The sequence below is a fragment of the Aureimonas altamirensis genome, assembly GCF_001463885.1.
Lineage (GTDB): Bacteria > Pseudomonadota > Alphaproteobacteria > Rhizobiales > Rhizobiaceae > Aureimonas > Aureimonas altamirensis.
This window is the reverse complement of sequence record NZ_BBWQ01000025.1, coordinates 95,436-117,185: the sequence shown is the minus strand read 5'-3', so window position 1 is coordinate 117,185 and position 21,750 is coordinate 95,436. Positions and strand designations below refer to the sequence as shown.

General features: G+C 64.1%; 18 protein-coding genes. 12 read left to right on the top strand and 6 right to left on the bottom strand.

The genetic code is table 11. The annotated features are described in order from the left end of the window. Positions 1–11 precede the first annotated feature (11 nt). From AUL31_RS19200 to acs, 3 genes are all read left to right on the top strand, one after another. Entirely contained in the window at positions 12–686 is a 675-nt protein-coding gene (locus tag AUL31_RS19200) for a YggS family pyridoxal phosphate-dependent enzyme (RefSeq protein ID WP_060610515.1), read from the top strand. Positions 687–782: 96 nt separating this feature from the next. After that, a complete protein-coding gene (locus tag AUL31_RS19195) occupies positions 783–1,838 on the top strand; it encodes an AI-2E family transporter (RefSeq protein ID WP_060610511.1) in 1,056 nt (351 codons plus the stop codon). A 138-nt stretch (positions 1,839–1,976) separates the two neighbouring features. Beyond that, positions 1,977–3,935 (top strand): acetate--CoA ligase, encoded by a 1,959-nt coding sequence (gene acs, locus AUL31_RS19190; protein WP_060610508.1) that lies wholly within the window; start codon positions 1,977–1,979, stop codon positions 3,933–3,935. Between the two features lie 92 nt (positions 3,936–4,027). Here the strand turns inward: acs and AUL31_RS19185 are convergent, their stop codons facing one another. Both AUL31_RS19185 and AUL31_RS19180 read right to left on the bottom strand, forming a co-directional pair. Beyond that, the gene (locus tag AUL31_RS19185) at positions 4,028–7,168 is read right to left on the bottom strand and encodes an efflux RND transporter permease subunit (protein ID WP_060610505.1); all 3,141 of its coding nucleotides are present in this window, start codon (positions 7,166–7,168) and stop codon (positions 4,028–4,030) included. 15 nt (positions 7,169–7,183) lie between these two features. Next, positions 7,184–8,431, bottom strand: a complete 1,248-nt coding sequence (locus AUL31_RS19180; RefSeq protein WP_244489462.1) for an efflux RND transporter periplasmic adaptor subunit — start codon at positions 8,429–8,431, stop codon at positions 7,184–7,186. A gap of 285 nt (positions 8,432–8,716) precedes the next feature. On the opposite strand from AUL31_RS19180, the gene AUL31_RS19175 reads away from it, so the two are divergent. Beyond that, the gene (locus tag AUL31_RS19175) at positions 8,717–9,916 is read left to right on the top strand and encodes an acetyl-CoA C-acyltransferase (protein ID WP_060610499.1); all 1,200 of its coding nucleotides are present in this window, start codon (positions 8,717–8,719) and stop codon (positions 9,914–9,916) included. 64 nt (positions 9,917–9,980) lie between these two features. Then, the gene (locus AUL31_RS19170) at positions 9,981–10,175 is read left to right on the top strand and encodes a hypothetical protein (protein ID WP_039194985.1); all 195 of its coding nucleotides are present in this window, start codon (positions 9,981–9,983) and stop codon (positions 10,173–10,175) included. Here the strand turns inward: AUL31_RS19170 and AUL31_RS19165 are convergent, their stop codons facing one another. The 4 genes from AUL31_RS19165 to rfbA form a co-directional block, all read right to left on the bottom strand. After that, entirely contained in the window at positions 10,176–10,895 is a 720-nt protein-coding gene (locus AUL31_RS19165) for a haloacid dehalogenase type II (RefSeq protein WP_060610496.1), read from the bottom strand. Positions 10,896–10,967: 72 nt separating this feature from the next. Further along, on the bottom strand, positions 10,968–11,717 hold the full coding sequence (locus AUL31_RS19160) for an AraC family transcriptional regulator (RefSeq protein ID WP_060610493.1): 750 nt from the start codon (positions 11,715–11,717) through the stop codon (positions 10,968–10,970). 71 nt (positions 11,718–11,788) lie between these two features. Further along, positions 11,789–13,987 (bottom strand): esterase-like activity of phytase family protein, encoded by a 2,199-nt coding sequence (locus AUL31_RS19155; protein WP_060610489.1) that lies wholly within the window; start codon positions 13,985–13,987, stop codon positions 11,789–11,791. A 117-nt stretch (positions 13,988–14,104) separates the two neighbouring features. Then, on the bottom strand, positions 14,105–14,989 hold the full coding sequence (gene rfbA / locus AUL31_RS19150) for a glucose-1-phosphate thymidylyltransferase RfbA (RefSeq protein WP_060610484.1): 885 nt from the start codon (positions 14,987–14,989) through the stop codon (positions 14,105–14,107). Positions 14,990–15,185: 196 nt separating this feature from the next. Between rfbA and rfbC the strand changes: the two genes are divergently transcribed. The 7 genes from rfbC to AUL31_RS19115 all read left to right on the top strand — a co-directional run bounded on the left by rfbC (position 15,186) and on the right by AUL31_RS19115 (position 21,604). Then, positions 15,186–15,752, top strand: a complete 567-nt coding sequence (rfbC, locus tag AUL31_RS19145) for a dTDP-4-dehydrorhamnose 3,5-epimerase (RefSeq protein ID WP_060610673.1) — start codon at positions 15,186–15,188, stop codon at positions 15,750–15,752. A gap of 3 nt (positions 15,753–15,755) precedes the next feature. Further along, positions 15,756–16,820, top strand: a complete 1,065-nt coding sequence (rfbB, locus tag AUL31_RS19140) for a dTDP-glucose 4,6-dehydratase (RefSeq protein WP_060610481.1) — start codon at positions 15,756–15,758, stop codon at positions 16,818–16,820. A gap of 2 nt (positions 16,821–16,822) precedes the next feature. Beyond that, entirely contained in the window at positions 16,823–17,701 is an 879-nt protein-coding gene (rfbD, locus tag AUL31_RS19135) for a dTDP-4-dehydrorhamnose reductase (protein WP_060610670.1), read from the top strand. A 21-nt stretch (positions 17,702–17,722) separates the two neighbouring features. Then, the gene (locus AUL31_RS19130; protein ID WP_060610478.1) at positions 17,723–18,853 is read left to right on the top strand and encodes a glycosyltransferase family 4 protein; all 1,131 of its coding nucleotides are present in this window, start codon (positions 17,723–17,725) and stop codon (positions 18,851–18,853) included. Further along, the gene (locus AUL31_RS19125) at positions 18,850–19,740 is read left to right on the top strand and encodes a glycosyltransferase family protein (RefSeq protein WP_060610475.1); all 891 of its coding nucleotides are present in this window, start codon (positions 18,850–18,852) and stop codon (positions 19,738–19,740) included. The genes AUL31_RS19130 and AUL31_RS19125 overlap by 4 nt, the downstream gene beginning before the upstream one ends. Continuing rightward, the gene (locus AUL31_RS19120; RefSeq protein ID WP_060610473.1) at positions 19,737–20,654 is read left to right on the top strand and encodes a rhamnan synthesis F family protein; all 918 of its coding nucleotides are present in this window, start codon (positions 19,737–19,739) and stop codon (positions 20,652–20,654) included. Before AUL31_RS19125 ends, AUL31_RS19120 begins: the two co-directional genes overlap by 4 nt. A 107-nt stretch (positions 20,655–20,761) precedes the next feature. Then, entirely contained in the window at positions 20,762–21,604 is an 843-nt protein-coding gene (locus AUL31_RS19115; protein ID WP_060610469.1) for an ABC transporter permease, read from the top strand. Positions 21,605–21,750: the final 146 nt, after the last annotated feature.

The following is a 21,750-nucleotide window of genomic DNA, read 5'->3' as shown; positions in this document are numbered from 1 at the left end:
GATCGCTTTCGATGATCGACGTGGCCGGGCAACTCGCTGAAGTCCTGGGGCATCTGCGCAAGGCAGAGCAGGAGGCCGGGCGGCCGGACGGTTCGGTCGACCTCGTTGCCGTGTCCAAGACCTACGACGCGGAGCATATCCGCCCGACGCTGCAGGCCGGACACCGCATCTTCGGCGAAAACCGGGTGCAGGAGGCGCAAGGCAAATTCCCCGCGCTGCGTTCGGAGTTTCCCGATATCCGCCTGCATCTGATCGGGCCGCTACAGTCCAACAAGGCCGCCGATGCGGTTGCGCTCTTCGATGTCATCGAGACAGTGGACCGGGAGAAGATCGCCCGGGAACTGGCAAAGGAGATCGAGCGGCAGGGGCGTGCGCCATCGCTCTACGTGCAGGTCAATACGGGCGAGGAAGAGCAGAAGGCCGGTATCGCGCCCCAGGAAGCAGTCGAATTCGTCACACGATGCCGACAGGTCCATGGCTTGGCGATCGACGGGCTCATGTGCATTCCGCCGGCCGGCGAAAACCCCGGTCCGCACTTCGCGCTTCTGCGCAAGCTGGCGCGTGAAGCCGGCTTGGCAAAGCTTTCCATGGGAATGTCGGGCGATTACGAAATCGCCGTCGCCTTTGGGGCGACGGGCGTTCGCGTGGGCAGTGCGATCTTCGGCGCGCGGAACGCTAGCGCCTGATCCGGTTTCACGTGAAACAAATGCCCGGCACCCTGTGAATGATGGGGGCGGGTCCTACTTGTCGAGTGGCCTGCAACCGCCCGAAAGTTCCTCATCGTGTTTCGCCAAGCCTCTTCGCCGGACCTCGCCCGGCAGACCGTCACGGTTACCGCGATCGTGCTGGCCATGGTCGTCGGCCTGCTGACGCTGTATGTCGGCTCGTCCGCCGTCTTCATACTGTTCGCCAGTTTCATCCTGGCCGCCATTTTCGATGGTTGCTCCAAACTGTTCCAGTGGATCGGCATCCCGAGGCCGGTGGCGCTGCTTCTGTCCTACCTGGCGATCTTCGCCCTTGTCGCAACGCCGGTCGCCCTGGGCGGCGTCGCGCTGGTGCAGCAGTGGAACGAGTTGTTCGCTGCCGTCGAGCAGCAGTTCGGACGGGCATTGGAAGCGCTCCGCGATAGCGGTCTTCCGGTCGGGGGAGGATCGGACGGGGATACGCTGAGCCAGCTTCTGCCCGATCCCTCGGGCGTATTCTCGTCGGCGTCGCAGGCCGTGTTTTCCGTTCTTGGCGGGTTCGGCAACATCTTCGTGATGCTGTTCCTGGCCATCTTTATATCCTGGCAGCCCGGGTTGTACCGCCGTGGGCTGGTCAGCCTTGTGCCGAAGGACAAGCGAGCCCGGTTCGACGACGTGTTGCGCAAAAGCGCGCACTCGCTTCGCCTGTGGCTGGCTGGTGTCGGCATTTCGATGGTGATCGTCTTCGTCGTATCGTGGATCGGCCTGTGGGCGATCGGGATGCCTTATGCCTTCCTGCTGGCTTTGCAAGCCGGCTTCCTGGCCTTCATCCCGACCATCGGGCCGTTCGCCGCCGGCGTCATCATCGTGCTGGCCGCCTGGTCGGAAGGGATGGAGATGGCCCTGTGGGCGCTTGGCGTCTATCTGCTGATCCAGGGTGTCGAAAGCAATGTCGCCGAACCGATCGCCCAACGCTTCACCTCTTCCATCGCGCCGGCGCTGATGGTCGGCGCGCAGCTTCTGTTCGGCGTGCTGTTCGGCCTTCTTGGCCTGATCCTTGTGGTGCCCATGCTGGCCGTTGCCCAGACCCTCGTGAGCGAGCTGTACGTCAAGGATGTTCTGGGCGGGCCCGTGGAGGAGGGCGATGGGTCGTGACGCCGACCCTGTCGCAGAATTGCGGCATGCCGGGCGGCAATTAGGCACCGGCGGTAATTCCCTTTGCGCCCGGGGCTGACTAGATTGCATGCAGGGCAGCCGCGTCTGCTGCCGAAATGAAATGCTGGGAGGAATGGAATGGAGACTCCGGTCGTCGCCATCAAGGACGAATGGAAGAAGGGCGCCCGCCTGAGCGAGAGTACCTACGCCGACTGGTACGCGCGCAGTATCGAAGACCCTGACGGTTTCTGGGCCGAGCACGGCCGGCGGATCGACTGGATCAAGCCCTTCGAAACGGTCAAGAACACATCCTTCGCGCCCGGCAATGTGTCCATCCGCTGGTTCGAGGATGGTACGCTGAATGTCGCGGCAAACTGCATCGACCGCCACCTTGAAACCCGCGGCAACCAGACCGCAATCCTCTGGGAGGGCGACGACCCCGGCGAAAGCCGGTCGATAACCTATCGAGAGCTTCACGGCGAAGTCTGCCGGATGGCGAACGTGCTCAAGGGCCGCGGCGTCAAGCGCGGAGACCGCGTCACCATCTACATGCCGATGATCCCGGAGGCGGCCTATGCCATGCTGGCCTGCGCGCGGATCGGGGCGATCCACTCCGTCGTCTTCGGCGGCTTTTCGCCGGACGCCCTGGGCGGTCGTATCGAAGGGGCGGGCTCATCGGTCCTGATCACCGCCGACGAGGGCCTGCGCGGCGGGCGTACGATACCCCTCAAGAAGAACGCCGATCGCGCGGTGGATATCGCCGCAAAGGCCGGCCAGGCGGTCGAGACCGTGCTGGTGGTGCGGCGCACCGGCGGCGATGTCGACACCGTCGAGGGCCGCGATATCTGGTGGCACGAAGCGCGCGAGACCGTTTCCGAAGATTGCCCGCCCGAAGAGATGAACGCCGAGGATCCGCTGTTCATCCTCTATACCTCCGGCTCGACGGGCAAGCCCAAGGGCGTGCTGCATACGACCGGCGGTTACCTCGTCTATGCCTCCATGACGCATGCCCATGTATTCGACTATCGCGACGGCGAGGTCTACTGGTGTACCGCCGACGTCGGATGGGTGACCGGGCACAGCTACATCGTCTATGGGCCGCTGGCCAACGGCGCAACGACGCTGATGTTCGAGGGCGTCCCGAGCTATCCGGACGCATCGCGGTTCTGGCAGGTCGTGGACAAGCACAATGTCTCGATCTTCTATACCGCGCCGACAGCCATCCGCGCCCTGATGGGCGCCGGCGACGAACCGGTGCGCAAGACGTCGCGCGCGTCCCTGCGTATTCTGGGTTCGGTCGGCGAACCCATCAATCCCGAGGCGTGGAACTGGTATTACCGTGTGGTCGGCGACGAACGCTGCCCCGTGGTCGACACCTGGTGGCAGACCGAAACCGGGGGCATCCTCATCACCCCGCTGCCCGGCGCCACCCCGCTGAAGCCGGGCTCGGCAACGCGCCCCTTCTTCGGTGTGCAGCCACAGATCGTCGACAATGAAGGCAATATCCTCGAGGGGGCGGCCGACGGCAACCTCTGCATCGTCGATTCCTGGCCGGGCCAGATGCGCACGGTCTATGGCGACCACGAGCGCTTCGAACAGACCTACTTCGCCACCTATGCCGGCAAGTATTTCACCGGCGACGGCGCGCGGCGCGACGCCGACGGCTATTACTGGATCACCGGCCGGGTCGACGACGTTCTGAACGTGTCCGGCCACCGCATGGGCACGGCCGAGGTGGAATCGTCCCTCGTGGCGCATCCGAAGGTGTCGGAAGCGGCAGTGGTCGGCTATCCCCACGACATCAAGGGGCAGGGCATCTATTGCTATGTCACGCTGATGGATGGCATCGAGCCCAGCGACGAACTGCGCAAGGAGCTGGTCCAGCACGTGCGGGCCGATATCGGGGCGATTGCATCTCCGGACAAGATTCAGTTTTCGCCCGGCCTGCCCAAGACGCGCTCCGGCAAGATCATGCGGCGCATTCTGCGCAAGATCGCAGAAGACGATTTCGGCGCGCTTGGCGATACGTCCACCCTGGCCGATCCCGGCGTGGTCGATGACCTGATCGACAACAGGCAGAACCGCAAGGGCGCCTGAGCGCCTTCGGCAACAGAAAACAGAAGAGGCCGCCCGGCGTCATGCCGGGCGGCCTCTTTTCGTTTGGGCACGGGTACCTGTGAAGGCGTCCGTCAGGCGCCCTGTACCGGTGCCGGCGTCTCGTCCTTCTTGGGCTTGTCGCGCGAGAAGGTACGCATGACGAAGACGAAGAAGATCGGCACGAAGAACACGGCCAGAACGGTGGCCGAAATCATGCCGCCGATGACGGCCGTGCCGATGGCGTTCTGGCTGGCCGCGCTGGCGCCGGTGGCGATCGCCATGGGGATGACGCCCATGGTGAAGGCCAGCGAGGTCATCAGGATCGGCCGGAACCGCAGGTGCGCTGCCTCGATGGTCGCCTCGATCAGGCCCTTGCCTTCGGCTCTAAGATCCTTGGCGAACTCCACGATCAGGATGGCGTTCTTGGCCGATAGTCCGATGATCGTGATGATGCCGACCGTGAAGTAGACATCGTTCTCCAGGCCGCGCAGCAGCACGGCGACGACGCAGCCGATAATGCCCAGCGGCACGACGAGCATCACCGCGAACGGGATGGACCAGCTTTCATAGAGTGCCGCAAGGCACAGGAACACGAACAGCATGGCCATGCCGATCAGGATCGGCGCCTGCGAGCCGGACGCGATCTCCTGCAGGGATTGGCCCGTCCATTCGAAGGCGAAGCCCTGGGGCAGGTCTCCGGCCAGCCGCTCCATTTCGGCGATCGCCTCGCCGCTGGAGAAGCCGGGCGCTGCCGAACCGGTGATGCGGGCCGAAGGATAGCCGTTGTAACCGATCAACTGCGATGTGCCGACCGTCCAGTCCACCGTGGCCACCGCCGACAGCGGCACCATGCCGCCCTGGGCGTTGCGCACGTTGAGCTGGAGCACCTGCTCGGCATCCATGCGCGCCCTTTCGTCCGCCTGCACGATGACGCGCTGCATTCGGCCATTGTTGGGGAAGTCGTTGACGTAGTTGGAGCCGAGGCTTGTGGAGATGGTGTTGTTGATGTCGGCAAAGGTGATGCCGAACGTGTTCGCCTTTTCGCGGTCGATGTTGATGATCAGCTGCGGCCCATCCGGCAGGCCGTCGAAGCGCACATCCGTCAGGATGGGGCTTTGCGAGGCCGCTCCCAGCAACTGGTCGCGCGCGGCGGCAAGCGCCTCCGGGCTCTGGCCTCCCCTGTCCTGAAGGCGGAACTCGAAGCCGCCCGCATTGCCGAGACCCTGGATGGGCGGTGGCGAAAGGGCAAAGGCGATGGCATCGCGGAACTGCAGGAGACGCATGGTAAACGCGCCTCCGAGCTCGCCCGCGCTCTGACCTTCGCCCGTCCGCTCCGACCAGTCCTTCAGCGTGATGAAGGCGAGGCCGGCATTCTGCCCTGTACCCGAGAAGGAGAAGCCCTGGATGGTGATCATCTTGTCGACGGCCGGGTTGGCAAGGATGAACTCCTCGCTCTGCCGCGTCACTTCCCGCATGCGGTTGGACGTTGCGCCGGCGGGGCCCTGGAAGCTGGCGATCAGGTACCCCTGGTCTTCCTGGGGCAGGAAGGCGCTGGGGATCTGGACGTAGAAGTAGCCAAGGCCCGCCAGGAGCGCGATGTAGATCAGCATCAGGCGACCGGCCTTGCGCACCGAGCGTCCGACGATATTGCTGTAGCCCCGCGACGTCTTGTCGAAGCCTCGGTTGAACCAGCCGAAGACGCCGCCCTTGGCATGGTTGTGACCGGCCTTTACGGGCTTCAGGAAGGTGGCGCAGAGGGCCGGCGTCAGCGACAGGGCCATCAACGCCGAGAACAGGATGGACGTCACCATCGTCAGCGAGAATTGCCGATAGATGACGCCGACCGACCCGGGGAAGAAGGCGAGGGGCACGAACACCGAGGCCAGAACGAGCGTGATGCCCACGATGGCGCCGGTGATCTGTGACATCGCCTTGCGGGTGGCCTCCAGCGGCGGCAACCCTTCCTCGGACATGATGCGTTCGACGTTCTCGACCACCACGATCGCGTCGTCGACGAGGATGCCGATGGCGAGCACCATGGCGAACATGGTGAGGACGTTGATCGAAAAGCCCGCCGCCAGCATGACCGCCAGCGTGCCCGACAGGGCAACCGGAACGACGAGCGTCGGAATGATCGTGTAGCGGAAGTTCTGCAGGAAGATGAACATCACCACGAAGACGAGCACGATGGCTTCGATCAGCGTGTGCACGACCTTCTCGATCGATGCTTCGACGAAAGGCGCGGTGTTGTACGGGATGTCGTAGGTGACCCCCTGCGGGAACAGCGGCTGCAGCCGCGCCATCACCGCTTCGACGCCCTCCGCCGCAGCCAGCGCATTACCGGTGGGCGAAAGCTGGACGCCGATCGCGGCGCTGGGCTGACCGTTCAGGAAGGTGGTGAAGGCATAGGATTCGGCGTCGATCTCGACGTCGGCCACGTCGCGGAGACGGACCAGCGATCCGTCTTCGTTGGAGCGCAGAACGATGGCCCCGAACTCATCGGGGGTCGATAGCTGGCCCCGCACCAGGATGGTCGCGGTGGTCTGCTGGCTGACCGGGTTCGGCTGCGCGCCGATGGAGCCTGCGGCAACCTGCGCATTCTGGGACTGGATGGCCGCGGTGACGTCGGAAACCGAGAGGTTCAACCCGATCAGCTTGTCGGGATCGAGCCAGATGCGCATGGCCCGCTCGGAGGCGAACAGCTGGGCGCGGCCGATGCCGGGCACGCGGCGGATTTCGTTGATGACGTTGCGGCTGAGATAATCGCCCAGTCCGACGGCGTCGAGATCGGAATTCTCGTCGGCGATCAGCGAGACGACCATCAGGAAGCTCGAGCCCGCCTCCTCGACCTGGAGGCCCTGCTGCATCACGACGGACGGCAGCGACGCTTCCACGCGCTTGATCCGGTTCTGCGTATCGACGACCGCCTGGGCGATGTTGGTGCCGGATTCGAAGGTGACGGTGATCTCGACCCGGCCGCTCGCGTCACTCGTCGATTCGAAGTAGATGAGGCCCGGAACGCCGTTCAGCTCTTCCTCGATGGGCTTGGTGACCTGCAGATAAAGGTCTTCCGGCGACGCGCCGGGATAGTTCGTCGAGATGGTCAGCTGCGGTGGCGCGACATTCGGGTACTGGGAGATCGGCAGGTTCGGGATCGAGATCACGCCGGCCAGTACGATGAAGATCGCGACCACCCAGGCAAAGATGGGTCGGTCGATGAAAAAACGAGGCATCTGGCTGTCGGTCCCTTATTCGGCCGTCTGGCCGGCCGGTGCCGCATCGCCTTGCGGCGCAGCCTCGGTCGGGGTTTGTGTCTGGGCGTCGCCGCCCTCCGCACCGGCCGGCTGGGCCTGCGACGGATCGGTCCATTCGACCGGCTCGACGGTTGCGCCCGGACCGGTCTTCTGGAACCCGTCCACGACGACGCGCTCTCCCGCCTCCAGACCCTGGGAAACGACCGCACGGTTGCCGATGGCGCGGCCGATGACGACGTTGCGAAGCATGACCTTGTTGTCCGGGTCGAGCACGAAGAGCTGCGCCCGGCCCGCCGTATCGCGCTGCACGGCCTGGCTGGGCACGGCAATGGCGGCCTGGTCGATACCCTGCTCCACCGCAACGCGCACATACATGCCCGGCAGGAGGTTGCCGTCGCTGTTGGGGAACTCGCTGCGCAGCGTCACCTGGCCGCTTGCCGGATCGACCGTGGCTTCCGAAAACAGAAGTCGTCCCGGCTCGCCGTAGCTGGAGCCGTCGTCCAGCATCAGGCTGACCTTGGCGACGTCCGGCTCGATCTGCTCCAGCTCGCCGCGCGCCAGCGCGTTGCGCAGGCGGATGAGCTCCGTAACCGGCTGCTGGACGTCTGCATAGACCGGGTCGAGCTGCTGGATGGTGGCAAGCGCCTCGGTGTTGTTCTGGCTGACGAGGGCGCCCTCGGTAACCAGCGCGCGGCCGATCCGGCCGGCGATCGGCGCACGCACCGTGGTGTAGTCGAGGTTGATCTCGGCACCGCGCAGCGAGGCCCGGGCGGATGCAAGGTCGGCTTCGGCCTGCTTCTGCGTGGCGATGGCCGTGTCCAGGCTCGACTGGCTGGTCGTCCGCGTCGAGACGAGCTGGCGTGCGCGTTCGGCATCCTGGTTGGCCTGCAGAAGCACGGCCTCGGCGCGCATGACGGCGGCACGGGCGGCCTCGACCTCGACTTCGTAGGTCGCGCGGTCGATCTCGAACAGCGGCTGGCCCTCTTCCACATCGGAGCCCTGCTCGAAGACGCGGCGCACGATGATGCCGCCCACGCGCGGACGCACCTCGGCGATACGGGTCGGGGCGATGCGCCCGGGAAGATCGGAGACGACAGGCAGAGCCTCGCGCTGGGTGGTCACGATGCCGACCTGGGATGGCGGCATCTGCGGAGCACCCCCGCCACCGGCCTGCTCTTCGCCCCGGCAGGCCGCCAGAAGCAGTGTCGAGGCCACGAGGGGCAGCAGGACGAGTGTCTTCATCTTACGCATCGGGATGCCTTTGCTGTTGCGGCGTCGGGCCGCACGGACGACAGCGCGGACTCCGGGCATGGGTCGACGCGTCTGATTTGCAGTGCGACATAGATACATCGGTGCATGTATGTGCGCAACCCGGGCGCATAGTGAATTTCGCCCTTACGCTGTTTTGCAGTGCAGCATCGACCCGTCGCATGGGGGCGATGCTGTTGTTCCGCGACCGCAAGATGCTGCATAAGACGTCCAGTCGCAAGCGCGGTTAACAGCGCGCGTCACCGGGAGGATACCAGCATGTCCGTATCGGACCAGTCCGTCGTCATCGTCTCTGCCGTCCGCACGCCGCTGGGGCGGCTATCGGGTGCCTTGGCGCCGTTCGAGGCGCCGCAGCTCGGCGCCCATGTCATTGCGGCGGCCCTGGAGCGGGCAGGAAATCCGGATGGCGCATCGGTGGACGAGGTTCTCATGGGCTGCGTCCTGCCGGCCGGCCAGGGCCAGGCTCCTGCGCGGCAGGCCGCGCGCGGCGCCGGGCTGCCCGACAGTGTCGCCGCCACGACGATCAACAAGGTCTGCGGCTCGGGAATGAAGGCAACCATGCTGGCTCACGACCTGATCCGCGCCGGGTCGGCGTCGGTGGTGGTGAGCGGCGGCATGGAGTCGATGTCCAATGCTCCCTATCTGTTGAAGCGCGCCCGCAACGGCTACCGCGTCGGTCACGATACGGTGTTCGATCACATGATGCTGGACGGTCTCGAGGACGCCTATGAGAGAGGGCGTCCGATGGGCGATTTCGGCGAGGCGGTTGCCGCCGCGTATCAGTTTTCGCGGGCCGACCAGGACGCCTTCGCCATGGAAACCCTGACGCGTGCCCGTTCTGCGGCGGCCGACGGCGCCTTCGCGGCCGAAATCGCGCCGCTGACCGTATCGGGCAAGGGCGGCGAAACCGTCGTGGATACGGACGAACATCCGATGAAGGTGCAGCCGGAGCGTATTCCCGGCCTGAAGCCGGCTTTCAGGCCCGATGGCACGATCACGGCGGCAAGCGCCTCGGTGAACGCGGATGGCGCTGCTGCGCTGCTTCTGACCACCTCGGCCCATGCACGCGCGCACGGCCTGCCCGTGCTGGCAACGATACTTGGCCACACCACCCATGCCCAGGAGCCGGCATGGTACGCGACGGCGCCTATCCCGGCGATCGCCAGGCTGCTCGACCGGCTGGACTGGCGCGTCGACGATGTCGATCTGTTCGAGATCAACGAGGCGTTCGCGCTGGTCGCCATGGCGGCCGCGCGCGAACTGTCGATCCCGCGCGAGCGGCTGAACGTCAATGGCGGCGCCTGTGCGCTTGGCCATCCGATCGGCGCGACGGGAGCACGCCTGATCGTGACGCTGGTCCACGCTCTTCGGGCGAGGGGCCTTCGGCGTGGTATCGCCTCGCTCTGCATCGGCGGTGGCGAGGCAACCGCCATCGCGGTGGAGTGCCCGCCGGCCTGACGCGCATTGCCCTTGGCCGGCGCCGACCCACATCTTCAAGGACTCTCAGAACGGAGACCTATCGATGAGTGAAACGGACGAGCTTGCGGCCCTGGACAGCGAAATCCAGATGGTGGAAGCCAATATGCGCGACCTGACGGAAGCGGCGGCAGCGGCCTCCGGCGCCGCTAACGAGGAAAACATCGCCCGACGGCTGGAAGAGCAGCAAGAGACGCTCGACGAACTGCACCGGCGTCGCAAGGCGCTTGGGGGAGAATAGCTAGCGCGTTTCGGCGTGATGGGCGGCAGCCAGGTCTGCCATGCTGTCGAAGCGAAAATCGACATGCGGCATGACGCCGGGGTCCATCGTCGCGCCGAAGCCCGATTGCGCATGCCGGCGGTAGATCCAGCAACTCTTCAGGCCCATGGCATTGGCAGGCCGATGGTCGTGGAAGAGGCTTTCCGCCGTATGCAGGATACGGCCTTTCTCCACGCCCAGGCCCCCGAGGTTTTCCAGCATATAGTCGAAGTTTCGGGCGGCTGGCTTGTACGAGCCGATGTCTTCGGCCGTATAGACGGCATCGAAGGCGACGCCGAGTTTGCGTTGGCTGTGCGCAAAGGAACGATTGTCCACATTGGACAGGATCACCAGGCGATAATGCGACTTGAGGTAAGCCAGGGCTTCTGCTGAATCCGGGAAGGTCGGCCAATCCTTGACGCTGTCGCCATAGGCCTCGCAATCGGCCAACGACGCCTCGATCCCCCATTCTTCCGCAAGGCGTTTGTAGACGATGGCCAGAAGCTCCCGGTAGGGGCGCGCGGGCGTCCACGCCTGCTGGGCAGATTCGTGCCGGGCATGCGCCTGCAGGATCTGATCGCGGGACAGGCTGTTCTGCAGACGCCCGGTCAGGCTGCGCAAGCCTTCCACCATGCCGCTTTCCCAATCGATGAGCGTGCCGTAGCAATCGAAGGTCAGCGTGTCGAAGTCGTTCAGTTTCATCGTGCGTCCGCGCCGTCTTGAATGGATCGTGACCCTCGATAGCTGGTTTTTCCGACCCCGGATTGGCGATTTCTACGACGAAGCGGCGTTTTCTCGCATGGCCCGGCGATAGGCGGCCGGCGTCGTATCCAGCGCACGGCGCATGGCGCGCGACAGGGCGCTTTGGTCGCCATAGCCGGCAGCCAGGGCAATTTCCGCCAGCGGCAATGTTCCGGTGGCCAGAAGATCGCCGGCCAGCCGCAGGCGCGCGGCGTCCAGAAAGGCGTGCGGGGTGGTGTCCATCGTCGTGCGGAACCGGTCGTGCAGGCGGCTGACGCTCATTCCGGCGGCCTGCGCCATCGAGCGCGTCGTCCATCGGTCCTGCGGGCGCGTCTCGACCGCGGCCAGCATGGCGTCGAAGGCGTCGCGGGACGTGGGTCTGGTGTCTGCAAGATTGTCTACCAGAAGTGCCAGCCACGGCTGCGCCCCGGGGGCTGCCCCATCGGGCGTACCGGCTGTCGCCAGCGCCATGTATTCGACCAGCCGTGCCGACATACGCGATATGGCTGGAAAGGGACGAAGGCGAAGCCGGTCTATCTGGCAGGCCGGCAGCAGCGTCATGTCGACATCGACGATCAACGACCGGTTTGCCCCGGCAGCCTCCTGACAATGAGATACGCCTTCTTCCACGAAGGCGGCGCGCATGGGAGACACACGATTGGTGCGTCCGCCGATCTCCATCTCGAAGCTGCCGCGCAATGGCAGCACGAACTGTGCGAAGTCGTGCCGCTCCGGCGGGTGGCAAAGCCCGTAGCTTCGGATGTGGAAGGCTGGCTGCAGCATATCCCGGCGACGTCCGACAGTTTGAAGCGTGTCCTGCCTCTATACTGCGGGGCCTCGCCGGGGCATAGGCCTTATTGGGCGGACAGGGCGGCCGACTGCTCGTCCATGCGGCCGATCCCGAAGAAGAGCGTCTCGCCGGAGGAGTCGTCGACCCCGTCATTGTCGGTGACCACGAAGCCGAAGCCTTCGGCGTCGATGGCGAACCCCTCGACCTTGTCCACCACGTATCCGTTGGTCTGTGACTTGAGGTCGGGGATGAAGTCGCGGACAAGCTCCTTGCGAACGACCGGAAGATCGCCGCCCAGCGCAGCCGGCTGCATATCGGCAAGGCTGACGCGCGTCAGGCTTTTCAGCGCGGCCTTGTCGCCGATCAGGTTGTCGCGCTCGATCAGATAGGCATGCCCGTCGTGGATCGTCAGCTCCGACAGGCCGACCCAGGCGCCCTCCTGGGCGGGCGCTTCCAGCGGGTAGCGCACGGCGCCCCATTGTCTGGTTCCGAGGTCATAGGCCAGCAGCTTCGTCATACCGGCAGGATCGTCGGCCCAGGGGCGCTGGATGGCAACCCAGAGCCTGTCGCCATCGAGCGCGATACCCTCGGCGCCAAACCGCGTCTGGCCGGCCAGGAGGATGTCCGGAAACGCAACCGATTCCACGATGGCGCCGGAAGCGTCGACATGCACCAGCCGGTGCGGAACCTCCTTCGCGGCGTCGCCCTCGCTGGCAAGCCAGAAGCCGCCCTTGCCGTCGAGCGCAAGTCCCTCGATATCCAGCTTGCCTGCCGGCTCGCCGTTTTCGGTAACGGTCATGGCATCGACGATGCGTGCGGGCGCCGCCGTGGCGTCGATGGTGAAGATGGTTGGTGCGCCCTTGTAGACGCTGTCGCTGGCGGCATAGAGCCAACCGGCTTGCGTGGCATCTGCTGCGAGTGCCCCCAGCGCGCCCCAGCCGATGGGCTTGCCGTCCCGATCATCGGACACGAGCTGCGGATAGGCCGGCTTGCCCTCGCTGCGCTCGAACAGCATGACGTGGCTGCGTGCGGCACCGTCTTCCACCAGATCGGCCTCGTTCGCGGTAGCCAGGAGATTGCGTCCGGGGATGGCGACAGCCCCCTCCGGCGATATGCCGGACGGCAGCAATTGCAGGAATTTGGGATCACCGCCCGTGTCGCGGTAGACGCCGACGACGGAGCCGCGTTCCGACAGAACGAAGATCAGGTCGTCATCGCTGAAGCGCGCGACTTCGAGCCCTTCGGGTTCCACGCCCTTCGCGTCGGACCGCTTGTCCGGATAATGGCCGGCCCGCGCGACATGCATCTCGAAGGAGGGGCCGGATTCATAGGAAACGCTGCCGTTGCGGTTGAAGATGGTGAACCCCCGCGTGCCGCCCTTCCAGTCGCCTTCGTTGGCGATCACCAGACGCCGGCTATCCAGCCATTTGACGGCATCGGGCTCGCGCGGGCGGGCATCGAGCGAATTGGAAAAGGACAGGACGCCGTCGTCCTCTGCGTCGATCCCTTCCAGCGCGATGGTTCCGGCGCTGAAGTGGCCTGTGACGGTGCCGGACGCGCCGTCGATGATCACGATATGGTTGTTCTCCTGCAAGGTGACGGCCAGTTCGTTGGCATCGTTGAAGGCGACGAATTCGGGTTCCGGGTCTTCCGGGGCAATCTCGGCAAGCCCGGTCACGTCGACCTTCCTGAGGCTTTCGCAGTCCGGCAGTCCGTTCGACAGCGCAAGCAGCACCACATAGCCGGCCGGCAGTTGGGGCAGGGCACCATCGTTCAGCTCTTCGTCACGCTCGTTCTCGATCGCGACGGCCGCCATCGTGCCATCCGGCGACACGGCAACGGAATCCGGCTGGCCGCCAAGCTCGCATCTGGCCACGACCGCGTGCCCGGACAGCGAGACGGCGGCCAGATCACCCGCCGGGTCCGTCTTGGAATCCGATGTCCGCAGGCCCACCAGCACATTGGCCCCGGCCATGGCGACGGATGTCGGCTCGCCTTCGAAGGCCACGTATCCGGCCGCCTTCGGGGCCTTCGCATCCGTGATATCGATGAAACCTATGCCGCCATGCGGGCTGTCGGAATAGACGAGCATCGTCCCGTCGCTCGAGGCCGCGATGATCTCGGCCGAAGTCTCGCTGTCGCGGTCGACACCCTCGGGCAGGTTCAGCGCAACCGGAAAGGACGCGATACGATTGAAGACGGGCTCGGCCGCCGCGGACAAGGCCGATGACGTCAGAAGCAGCGCGGCGAGGGGCAGGGTCATGGGGTGGCGCACGGGGGCGAACCTCTTGCTGTGGCGATGCCGCTTCCAAGCAAAAGGGCGCTACACCCGCATGACAGGTCGATGACGAAACAATGACAGGTTGCGTCTACCGGACGGTCAGAACGGTGTTCTAAGACCGTCGTCGGCTATGCGCAGAAGATACTGGCCATAGGTGCTCTTGCCGAGTTCGCGGCCGAGCGAGCGCAACTGGTCGGCGTCGATGAAGCCGTTGACGAAGGCGATCTCCTCGGGGCAGCAGACCTTGAACCCCTGCCGCTGCTCGAGCGTCTGCACGAACTCCGCGGCCTGCAGCAGCGAATCCGGCGTACCGGTGTCGAGCCAGGCAAAGCCGCGTCCCATCGGTTCGACGGAGAGTTTGCCTTCCTCGAGATAGACCTTGTTGAGGTCGGTGATCTCGAGTTCGCCGCGCGGGGACGGCTTGAGGCTGCGCGCGATCTCCGACGCGCGGCCATCGTAGAAATAGAGGCCGGTGATGGCCCAGTTGGATTTCGGCTGCGTCGGCTTTTCCTCGATGGAAACGGCGCGGCCGTCTGGCCCGAACTCGACCACGCCGTACCTTTCGGGATCGCTGACATGGTAGGCGAAGACCGTTGCACCGTCGGCGCGGCTGGAGGCATTGCCCAGCAGTTCGGGCAGGCCATGCCCGTAGAAAAGGTTGTCACCCAGGATCAGCGACGATGGCTCGCCGCCGATGAACTCCTCGCCGATCAGATAGGCCTGCGCAAGGCCGTCGGGGCTTGGCTGCTCTGCGTAGGACAGCTTGATCCCGAGCCGTTCTCCGCTGCCAAGCAGGGCCTGGAAGCGGGGCAGATCGTGCGGCGTGGATATGATGAGGATCTCGCGGATCCCGGCGGACATCAGGACAGACAGCGGATAATAGATCATCGGCTTGTCGTAAACGGGCAGAAGCTGCTTCGACGCCACGAGCGTCATCGGATGCAGACGCGTTCCGCTTCCGCCGGCGAGGATGATCCCCTTCATAAGCCTGTCCCACTCCATGCAAACAATCGCCGCCTTCTACCGGAAGACTGTCGGCTGCGAAAGATTTTCCTGCATGGCGCGGCGATACGCCTACCAAAGGGCGATTTTCCTTTCTGCCGGATTTGGTCTAGAGCGATTTGAAACGAATATGCATCGCGGGCCACCCTGCCGAGGTGGCGACTTTCATGGAGAGATGATGCTCGATATAAGAAAGCTTGCCTTGCAGGACGTGCTTGAGATCAAGCCCCGCAAGTTCGGCGACGACCGTGGCTTCTTTGCCGAAACATATAATCGGCAGCGCTTTCACGATGCGGGCGTCGCGACCGAGTGGATTCAGGACAACCAGTCATTCTCGGCCGAACCGTTCACCCTGCGCGGCCTTCATTATCAGGAGCCGCCCTTTGCGCAGGACAAGCTGGTCCGCGTCCTCAAGGGCCGCATCCTGGATGTCGCGGTGGATATAAGGAAGGGTTCGCCCGATTTCGGCAATTGGGTCTCGCTGGAATTGTCGGCGGACGCCTTCAACCAGATCCTCGTGCCGGCCGGCTTCGCGCATGGCTTCCTGACGCTGGAGCCGGATACGGAGGTCTTCTACAAGGTTTCCGCGCCCTACAGTGCCGAGCATGATCGATCCATCCGCTTCGACGATCCCGATATCGGGATCGACTGGCCGCTGGGAGGCCGCATGCCGGTGCTTTCGGCAAAGGATGCGGCAGCGCCATATCTGGCGCAGGTTGAAACGCCTTTCGTATTTGGAGCCTGAGCGTTGAAGATCCTTGTCACCGGCGGTGCCGGCTTCATCGGTTCGGCGGTCTGCCGCCATCTGATCCACGATACCGAGCACGAGGTCGTCAACCTCGACAAGCTCACCTATGCGGCAACCCTCGGCTCGGTGGCAGAGCTGGAGGGCGACGCCCGCTACCGCTTCGTGCGGGGCGATATCTGCGACCGGGCCTTCGTGGAGGGGGTCCTTGCGGAAACGCAGCCGGATGCGATCATGCATCTGGCCGCCGAAAGCCATGTCGACCGCTCCATCGATGGGCCGGGTGACTTCATCCAGACCAATATTGTCGGCACTTACCAGCTTCTGGAGGCGGCGCGTGCCTACTGGAACGCATTGAAGCCTGCGCAGCAGGAGGCCTTCAGGTTCCATCATATCTCGACCGACGAGGTCTATGGCCAGCTTCCGCTCGACGGTAGCCTCTTCACGGAAGAGACGCCCTACGCGCCGTCATCGCCTTACTCGGCGTCGAAGGCCTCATCGGACCATCTGGTGATGGCCTGGCACCACACCTACCATATGCCGGTAGTGCTTTCGAACTGCTCTAACAATTACGGGCCGTTTCACTTCCCCGAAAAGCTCATTCCCCTGGTCATCCTGAATGGTTTGGAAGGAAAGGAGCTTCCGGTCTACGGCAAAGGTGAGAACGTCCGTGACTGGCTGTTCGTGGAAGACCACGCCCGCGCCTTGGCGCTGGTCGCCACCAAAGGAGAGCCGGGCCGATCCTATAACATCGGCGGGCGCAACGAGCGGTCCAACCTGACCGTCGTCGAGACGATCTGCGATACGCTGGACAGGCTCCGGCCGCTTGCCGACGGAGGCAAGCGCCGCGACCTGATCCGCTTCGTGACAGACCGGCCCGGCCACGATCTGCGCTATGCGATCGATGCGACACGTATCGAGAATGAACTCGGTTGGCAGGCGCAGGAGAACTTCGAGAGCGGCCTCGAAAAGACTGTGCGCTGGTACCTCGACAACGAGGCCTGGTGGCGACCCATACGCGAGAAGCGTTATAGCGGCGAACGGCTGGGCCAGAAGGCTTCCGCATGACGTTGCGACTTCTTGTAACCGGACGCGAGGGGCAGGTGGCGCAGGCCCTGCTTGCCAAGCAGACCGACGATCTGCAGATCGAAGCTCTGGGCAGGCCGACACTCGACTTGACCGACCCGTCGTCGATCGACCGCGCGATCGCGGCCTTCCGACCCGACGTGATTGTCAATGCGGCGGCCTATACTGCGGTCGACAGGGCCGAAAGCGAAGAAGAGACGGCTTTTGCCGTCAATGCGACGGGCGCCGGCAACGTCGCGGCCGCGGCCGCCGCTGCCGGTCTGCCGATCATCCACATCTCCACCGACTATGTCTTTCCCGGCGACAAGGCGACGCCTTATGTCGAGACCGATCCGACGGGGCCGCAGGGCGCTTATGGCCGCAGCAAGCTGGCAGGTGAAGCGGCCGTCGCCGCCGCCAACCCCCGTCACGTTATACTGCGTACGGCTTGGGTCTATGGCCCCTATGGCAACAACTTCCTGAAGACGATGCTGCGGCTGGCTGAAACACGCGATACTCTGCGGGTCGTGGCGGACCAGCATGGCACGCCAACCTACGCGCCCGACATCGCCGAAGGGATACTCGCCGTTGCGCAGCGGCTCGTTTCCGACGCCAGCACCCCCTCCGGTGTGTTCCACATGGTCTCCGCCGGCGAGACGACGTGGGCGGGTTTTGCGGAGGAAATATTCCGCCGATCGGCAGCCCTCGGCGGTGCGGCAGCGACGGTGGAGCCGATCGGCACCTCCGAGTATCCGACACCCGCACGGCGCCCGGCAAACTCCCGCCTCGACACCAATCTGTTTACCCGGACTTTCGCTTACCGGCTCCCGACATGGCAATCCGGTATCGAGCGATGCCTGGAGGCTTCGGCTGACGCTCGGTAAGACCAGGGGTATCGAACGCGGATGAACGGCGGCCGGAGACTCGCATTCATAGTGACGGAGGACTGGTTCTTCGCGTCGCATTTCCTGCCGATGATCCGCGCGGCCCGCGATGCAGGCCTGGAGCCCGTCGTGATCGCGCGGGTTCGAAAGCATGGCGACAGGATCGCCGATGCCGGTGCGCGGGTCATTGCATTCGAAGCCGACAGGCGCAGCCTCAATCCCTTCGCGATCCTGGGGTCGATCGCACGCATGGCCGCGATCCTGCGTCGTGAAAACATCGACCGGGTGCATCTGATCGCCTTGCGCTCCATCATCGTGGGCAGCGTGGCGGCCTCGCTTGCCGGCATCGGCAAACGTGTCTTCGCCGTCACCGGCGGCGGCGTCCTGACGGCGCGCAAGGACCGACTGGGCCGCTTCTCGGCGCGGTCCATCGTATGGCTGATACGCAAAGCGCTTGAAACGCGCGAGACGCAGTATCTGTTCGAGAACCCGGACGACCCCGTCAGCTTCGGCTTCGAGCAGGGGAATGCGCGGGTTACCATCGTCGGAGGCGCCGGCATCGATCCCGATCACTTCCGCCCTACTCCAATGCCCGAAATTCCGCCGCTCAAGGTGGCGATCGTCGCCCGCATGGTCTGGTCGAAAGGGATCGATCTGGCTGTCGAAGCCGTCACAAGGGCCCGTGCACGGGGCGGAGCGATCGAGCTGTCGCTGTTCGGGGCGCCGGATGCCCAGAACCCCAAGTCCATACCGAAGGCGACCTTGCAAAGCTGGTCGGCGCGCGAGGGTATCGACTGGCACGGCGTGGCAATCGACGTTCGTGCCGTCTGGAGCGTCCATCATGTGGCTTGCCTGCCGTCGCGCGGCGGGGAGGGGCTGCCGAGAACTTTGCTTGAGGCCGCAGCATGCGGCCGCGCACTGCTGACCACCGATGTTCCGGGTTGCCGAAGCTTCGTGCGCGATCGGGTCGATGGGTTAGTGGTCGCTCCCGACGATGTGAAGGCGCTCGAAGACGCGCTTGTTTCCCTTTGGTTCGATCCGGATCGGGTTCGTTCTTATGGTGCGTCGGCACGTGACCGGGTCGAACGCGGGTTCACCGAAAGGGACGTCGTCGCCGCTACGACGGCACTCTATCGACGGTGGGGTCCATGAACCGGCCGCGCAGCAGCGGTCTCGCCGCCGCGATAACGGTCTACCGTCCAGACCATGCCGCCCTCGAAAGGCTTTCAGGTGTTCTCGCCGGCTGCACGGAACGCATCTATGTCTATATCGACGGCCCAACCGGTGAGGCGATCGATCTTGATGGATTGGCGATCTTCGAGGGTCGTGATGCTTTCCGCGTCATCCAGTCGCCCCATAACGCCGGAATCGCCACTGGTCTGAACAAGATGGTCGCTGCCGCGATCGAGGATGGCTTCAAGAGGCTGATCTTCTTCGATCAGGATAGCGACGTCGAGCCGCAACTGCCCTGGGCGCTCGACGCGGTACTTGGCGAGATAGGGCGACAGGGTTACAGGCCTGCCGCGGTGGGGCCCATGCCCACGGCTGCCGAGCCTCAGTCCAAGGCACCGTCCTATCGCCCTACGGGACGGCGCTCGGATGCCAGGGAAGAGGTTGCCTATCTGATCGTTTCCGGTTGCTGCCTCGATCTCCCGGCCTTCGAGGCGATCGGCCCCTTCCGGGAGGATCTCAGGATGGACGGCGTCGATGTGGAGTGGTCGTTCCGGGCCCGGTCTCGCGGCTACAGCCTGTGGTGCGATACCGCTTCCATCATGCCACATCGGGTCGGCAACGGCATTGTGCGCCTTGGTCCGGTCGCCTTTCCCCGTCAGAAGGCGGCTCGCATGCTCAATTACGTCTACAGTCAGGCATTGTTGCTTCGGCTTGCCCACGTGCCCACAAGCTGGAAGCTGCGTTCGATGATCTATGTCCCGCTGCAGGTGCTCGCCTACGCGCTTAAATCACCCTGGTCGCCCGGCTTTGTCGGACGAGCGATTGACGCGGCACGCTCCGGTTTCGCCGCAGGAGGCAAACGGTGACGTCCGTAACCGTCTTCGTGCACATTCATTATCCCGATACATGGGCACCGATCCGCGACCGTCTGCAGGCATGCATGGCGATACCATATCGCATCGTCCTGACAACGACTTCCGATCCGGATCAATTCGACCCTCCGAAGTCCGAATACCTCCTTGCGATGTCGACTTATCCAACCGAGAACCGCGGTCGCGACGTCCTCCCGTTTCTCGAAATGCTGCGGCGGGCCGAGCCGTTCGACGTCGGGCTTAAACTGCATGGCAAGAAATCGCTGCACAGGCTTGACGGTGTCTCGTGGCGAGATGCCCTGCTGCAATCCCTGTTGCCGTCTGCGGACGAGGTTGCCGCCATCGTCTCCCGGATCGCGTCCGACCCCGGCATTGGGATCGTCGCTCCCGATAATTCGCTGTGTTCACTGGACCGCCATATCGGCCGCAACATGGGGGCAATGCGCAAGATCGCATCACGGCTGCGTGTCGACCTCGAAACGCTCTTGGCAAAGACCCCGTATTTCGCCGCCGGAACCATGTTCTGGTTTCGGTCCGATGCTTTCCAGGCCCTTGGACAGCTCGATTACGCCGGTGCGTTTCCGGCTGAGAAGGGACAGACCGATGGAACGGCGGCCCACGCTTTCGAACGTTTATTCCCGGCCATCGCGGGTCAGGCAGGGGCAGCAACCGTTACCGCTTCCATGATCCCCGCATTGCCGGACGGCCTGACCTCGGACGCTTTGAAGGCCAACGCCCTGGACGTCCTTGATACGGATAGTGTCCATGTGCGCCGTCCAAGCCGCCTTGGCGTATTCGTCATGCGTTACCTATGGTTCGTCACACCTTTCTATGCGGCGATGCCGGTTTCCGTCCGCCGGCTTGTCAAACGCGTATCCAGCGACGCCTTCCACTCCAACGGCCGGTAACAATATGCCGGCCTTGTTGGACAGCCGATCACGAATTGGCTATAGGCGCCTCACCGAAAAACTTGTCTATCCAACGTATGACAAGTGACCATCCAAGGCAGAAGCATATGACAGGCGCAGGCGGTCAACGCGTTCTCGTATCTCATGCGGGACAGTCTTTCGCGCAACGGCTCGCGGCCCTGGGCCGGGACGTCAAGCACGCGATCGGAATGCGCGAACTCTGGTTGTTTCTTGGCTGGCGCGACGTGCGTCGTCTTTACCAGCGTTCCGTTCTTGGTCCGCTCTGGCTGACGCTCTCCATGGGCGTGATGGTCGGCGGCCTAGGCGTCCTGTATTCGCAGATATTCGGCATGGATATCTCCACCTACCTGCCGTTCCTGGCGACCGGCCTGATCTTGTGGGGGTTTATCGGCAGCGCAATCAACAATGCCTGCACCGTTTTCACCTCAGCCGCCTCGTCCGTCCGTCAGATCCATTTGCCATTGATGGTCTATGTGCTGCAGTTCGCCTGGGCACAGCTGATCACCTTCGCGCATAATCTTCTGATTTTCGTCGTCGTCGCCGTAATCTTTCAGCTGAATCCGGGCTGGAGCGGGCTTCTGTTCCTGCCGGCCATGTTACTCATCCTGTTGAACGTGATCTTCTGCGCGATGATCCTCGGCCCGTTCTCGGCCCGCTTCCGCGATATGCCGATGATCGTTCAGAGCATCACCCAGGTGGCCTTCTTCATGACACCGATCATATGGAGCGCCACACAGCTTCCCGAGCGCGCGGTCTTCGTGCATTTCAACCCCTTCTATCACTTCATAGAGATTGCGCGGGACCCGCTTCTCGGTGGCACTGGAACCGTGGAAAACTGGGTCGTCGTTGGAATCCTGACAGCGGTGATGGGCGTGGTCGCCACTCTCTTTCTCGCACGGTTTCGTGCTCGCATAGCGTATTGGGCTTGATACGATGGCATCGATCACACTGCAGAACGTACAGGTCGACATCGTCATATTCGACGCAACGAGCCGGTCCCTGAAGAACAAGGTTCTCGCTGCCGCGACAGGCGGACAGATCCGGCCGCGCGAGGGGCGTGGCAAGCTGACCGTCC

What these genes read in the sequence shown, in the direction of transcription:
- AUL31_RS19185 (WP_060610505.1), bottom strand. Translation starts at nt 7,168, where the DNA reads ATGCCTCGTTTTTTCATCGACCGACCCATCTTTGCCTGGGTGGTCGCG.
- AUL31_RS19160 (WP_060610493.1), bottom strand. Translation starts at nt 11,717, where the DNA reads ATGCTGCAGCCAGCCTTCCACATCCGAAGCTACGGGCTTTGCCACCCG.
- rfbC (WP_060610673.1), top strand. Translation starts at nt 15,186, where the DNA reads ATGCTCGATATAAGAAAGCTTGCCTTGCAGGACGTGCTTGAGATCAAG.
- AUL31_RS19200 (WP_060610515.1), top strand. Translation starts at nt 12, where the DNA reads ATGATCGACGTGGCCGGGCAACTCGCTGAAGTCCTGGGGCATCTGCGC.
- acs (WP_060610508.1), top strand. Translation starts at nt 1,977, where the DNA reads ATGGAGACTCCGGTCGTCGCCATCAAGGACGAATGGAAGAAGGGCGCC.
- AUL31_RS19130 (WP_060610478.1), top strand. Translation starts at nt 17,723, where the DNA reads ATGAACGGCGGCCGGAGACTCGCATTCATAGTGACGGAGGACTGGTTC.
- rfbA (WP_060610484.1), bottom strand. Translation starts at nt 14,989, where the DNA reads ATGAAGGGGATCATCCTCGCCGGCGGAAGCGGAACGCGTCTGCATCCG.
- AUL31_RS19115 (WP_060610469.1), top strand. Translation starts at nt 20,762, where the DNA reads ATGACAGGCGCAGGCGGTCAACGCGTTCTCGTATCTCATGCGGGACAG.
- AUL31_RS19165 (WP_060610496.1), bottom strand. Translation starts at nt 10,895, where the DNA reads ATGAAACTGAACGACTTCGACACGCTGACCTTCGATTGCTACGGCACG.
- AUL31_RS19175 (WP_060610499.1), top strand. Translation starts at nt 8,717, where the DNA reads ATGTCCGTATCGGACCAGTCCGTCGTCATCGTCTCTGCCGTCCGCACG.
- AUL31_RS19180 (WP_244489462.1), bottom strand. Translation starts at nt 8,431, where the DNA reads ATGAAGACACTCGTCCTGCTGCCCCTCGTGGCCTCGACACTGCTTCTG.
- AUL31_RS19125 (WP_060610475.1), top strand. Translation starts at nt 18,850, where the DNA reads ATGAACCGGCCGCGCAGCAGCGGTCTCGCCGCCGCGATAACGGTCTAC.
- AUL31_RS19170 (WP_039194985.1), top strand. Translation starts at nt 9,981, where the DNA reads ATGAGTGAAACGGACGAGCTTGCGGCCCTGGACAGCGAAATCCAGATG.
- AUL31_RS19155 (WP_060610489.1), bottom strand. Translation starts at nt 13,987, where the DNA reads ATGACCCTGCCCCTCGCCGCGCTGCTTCTGACGTCATCGGCCTTGTCC.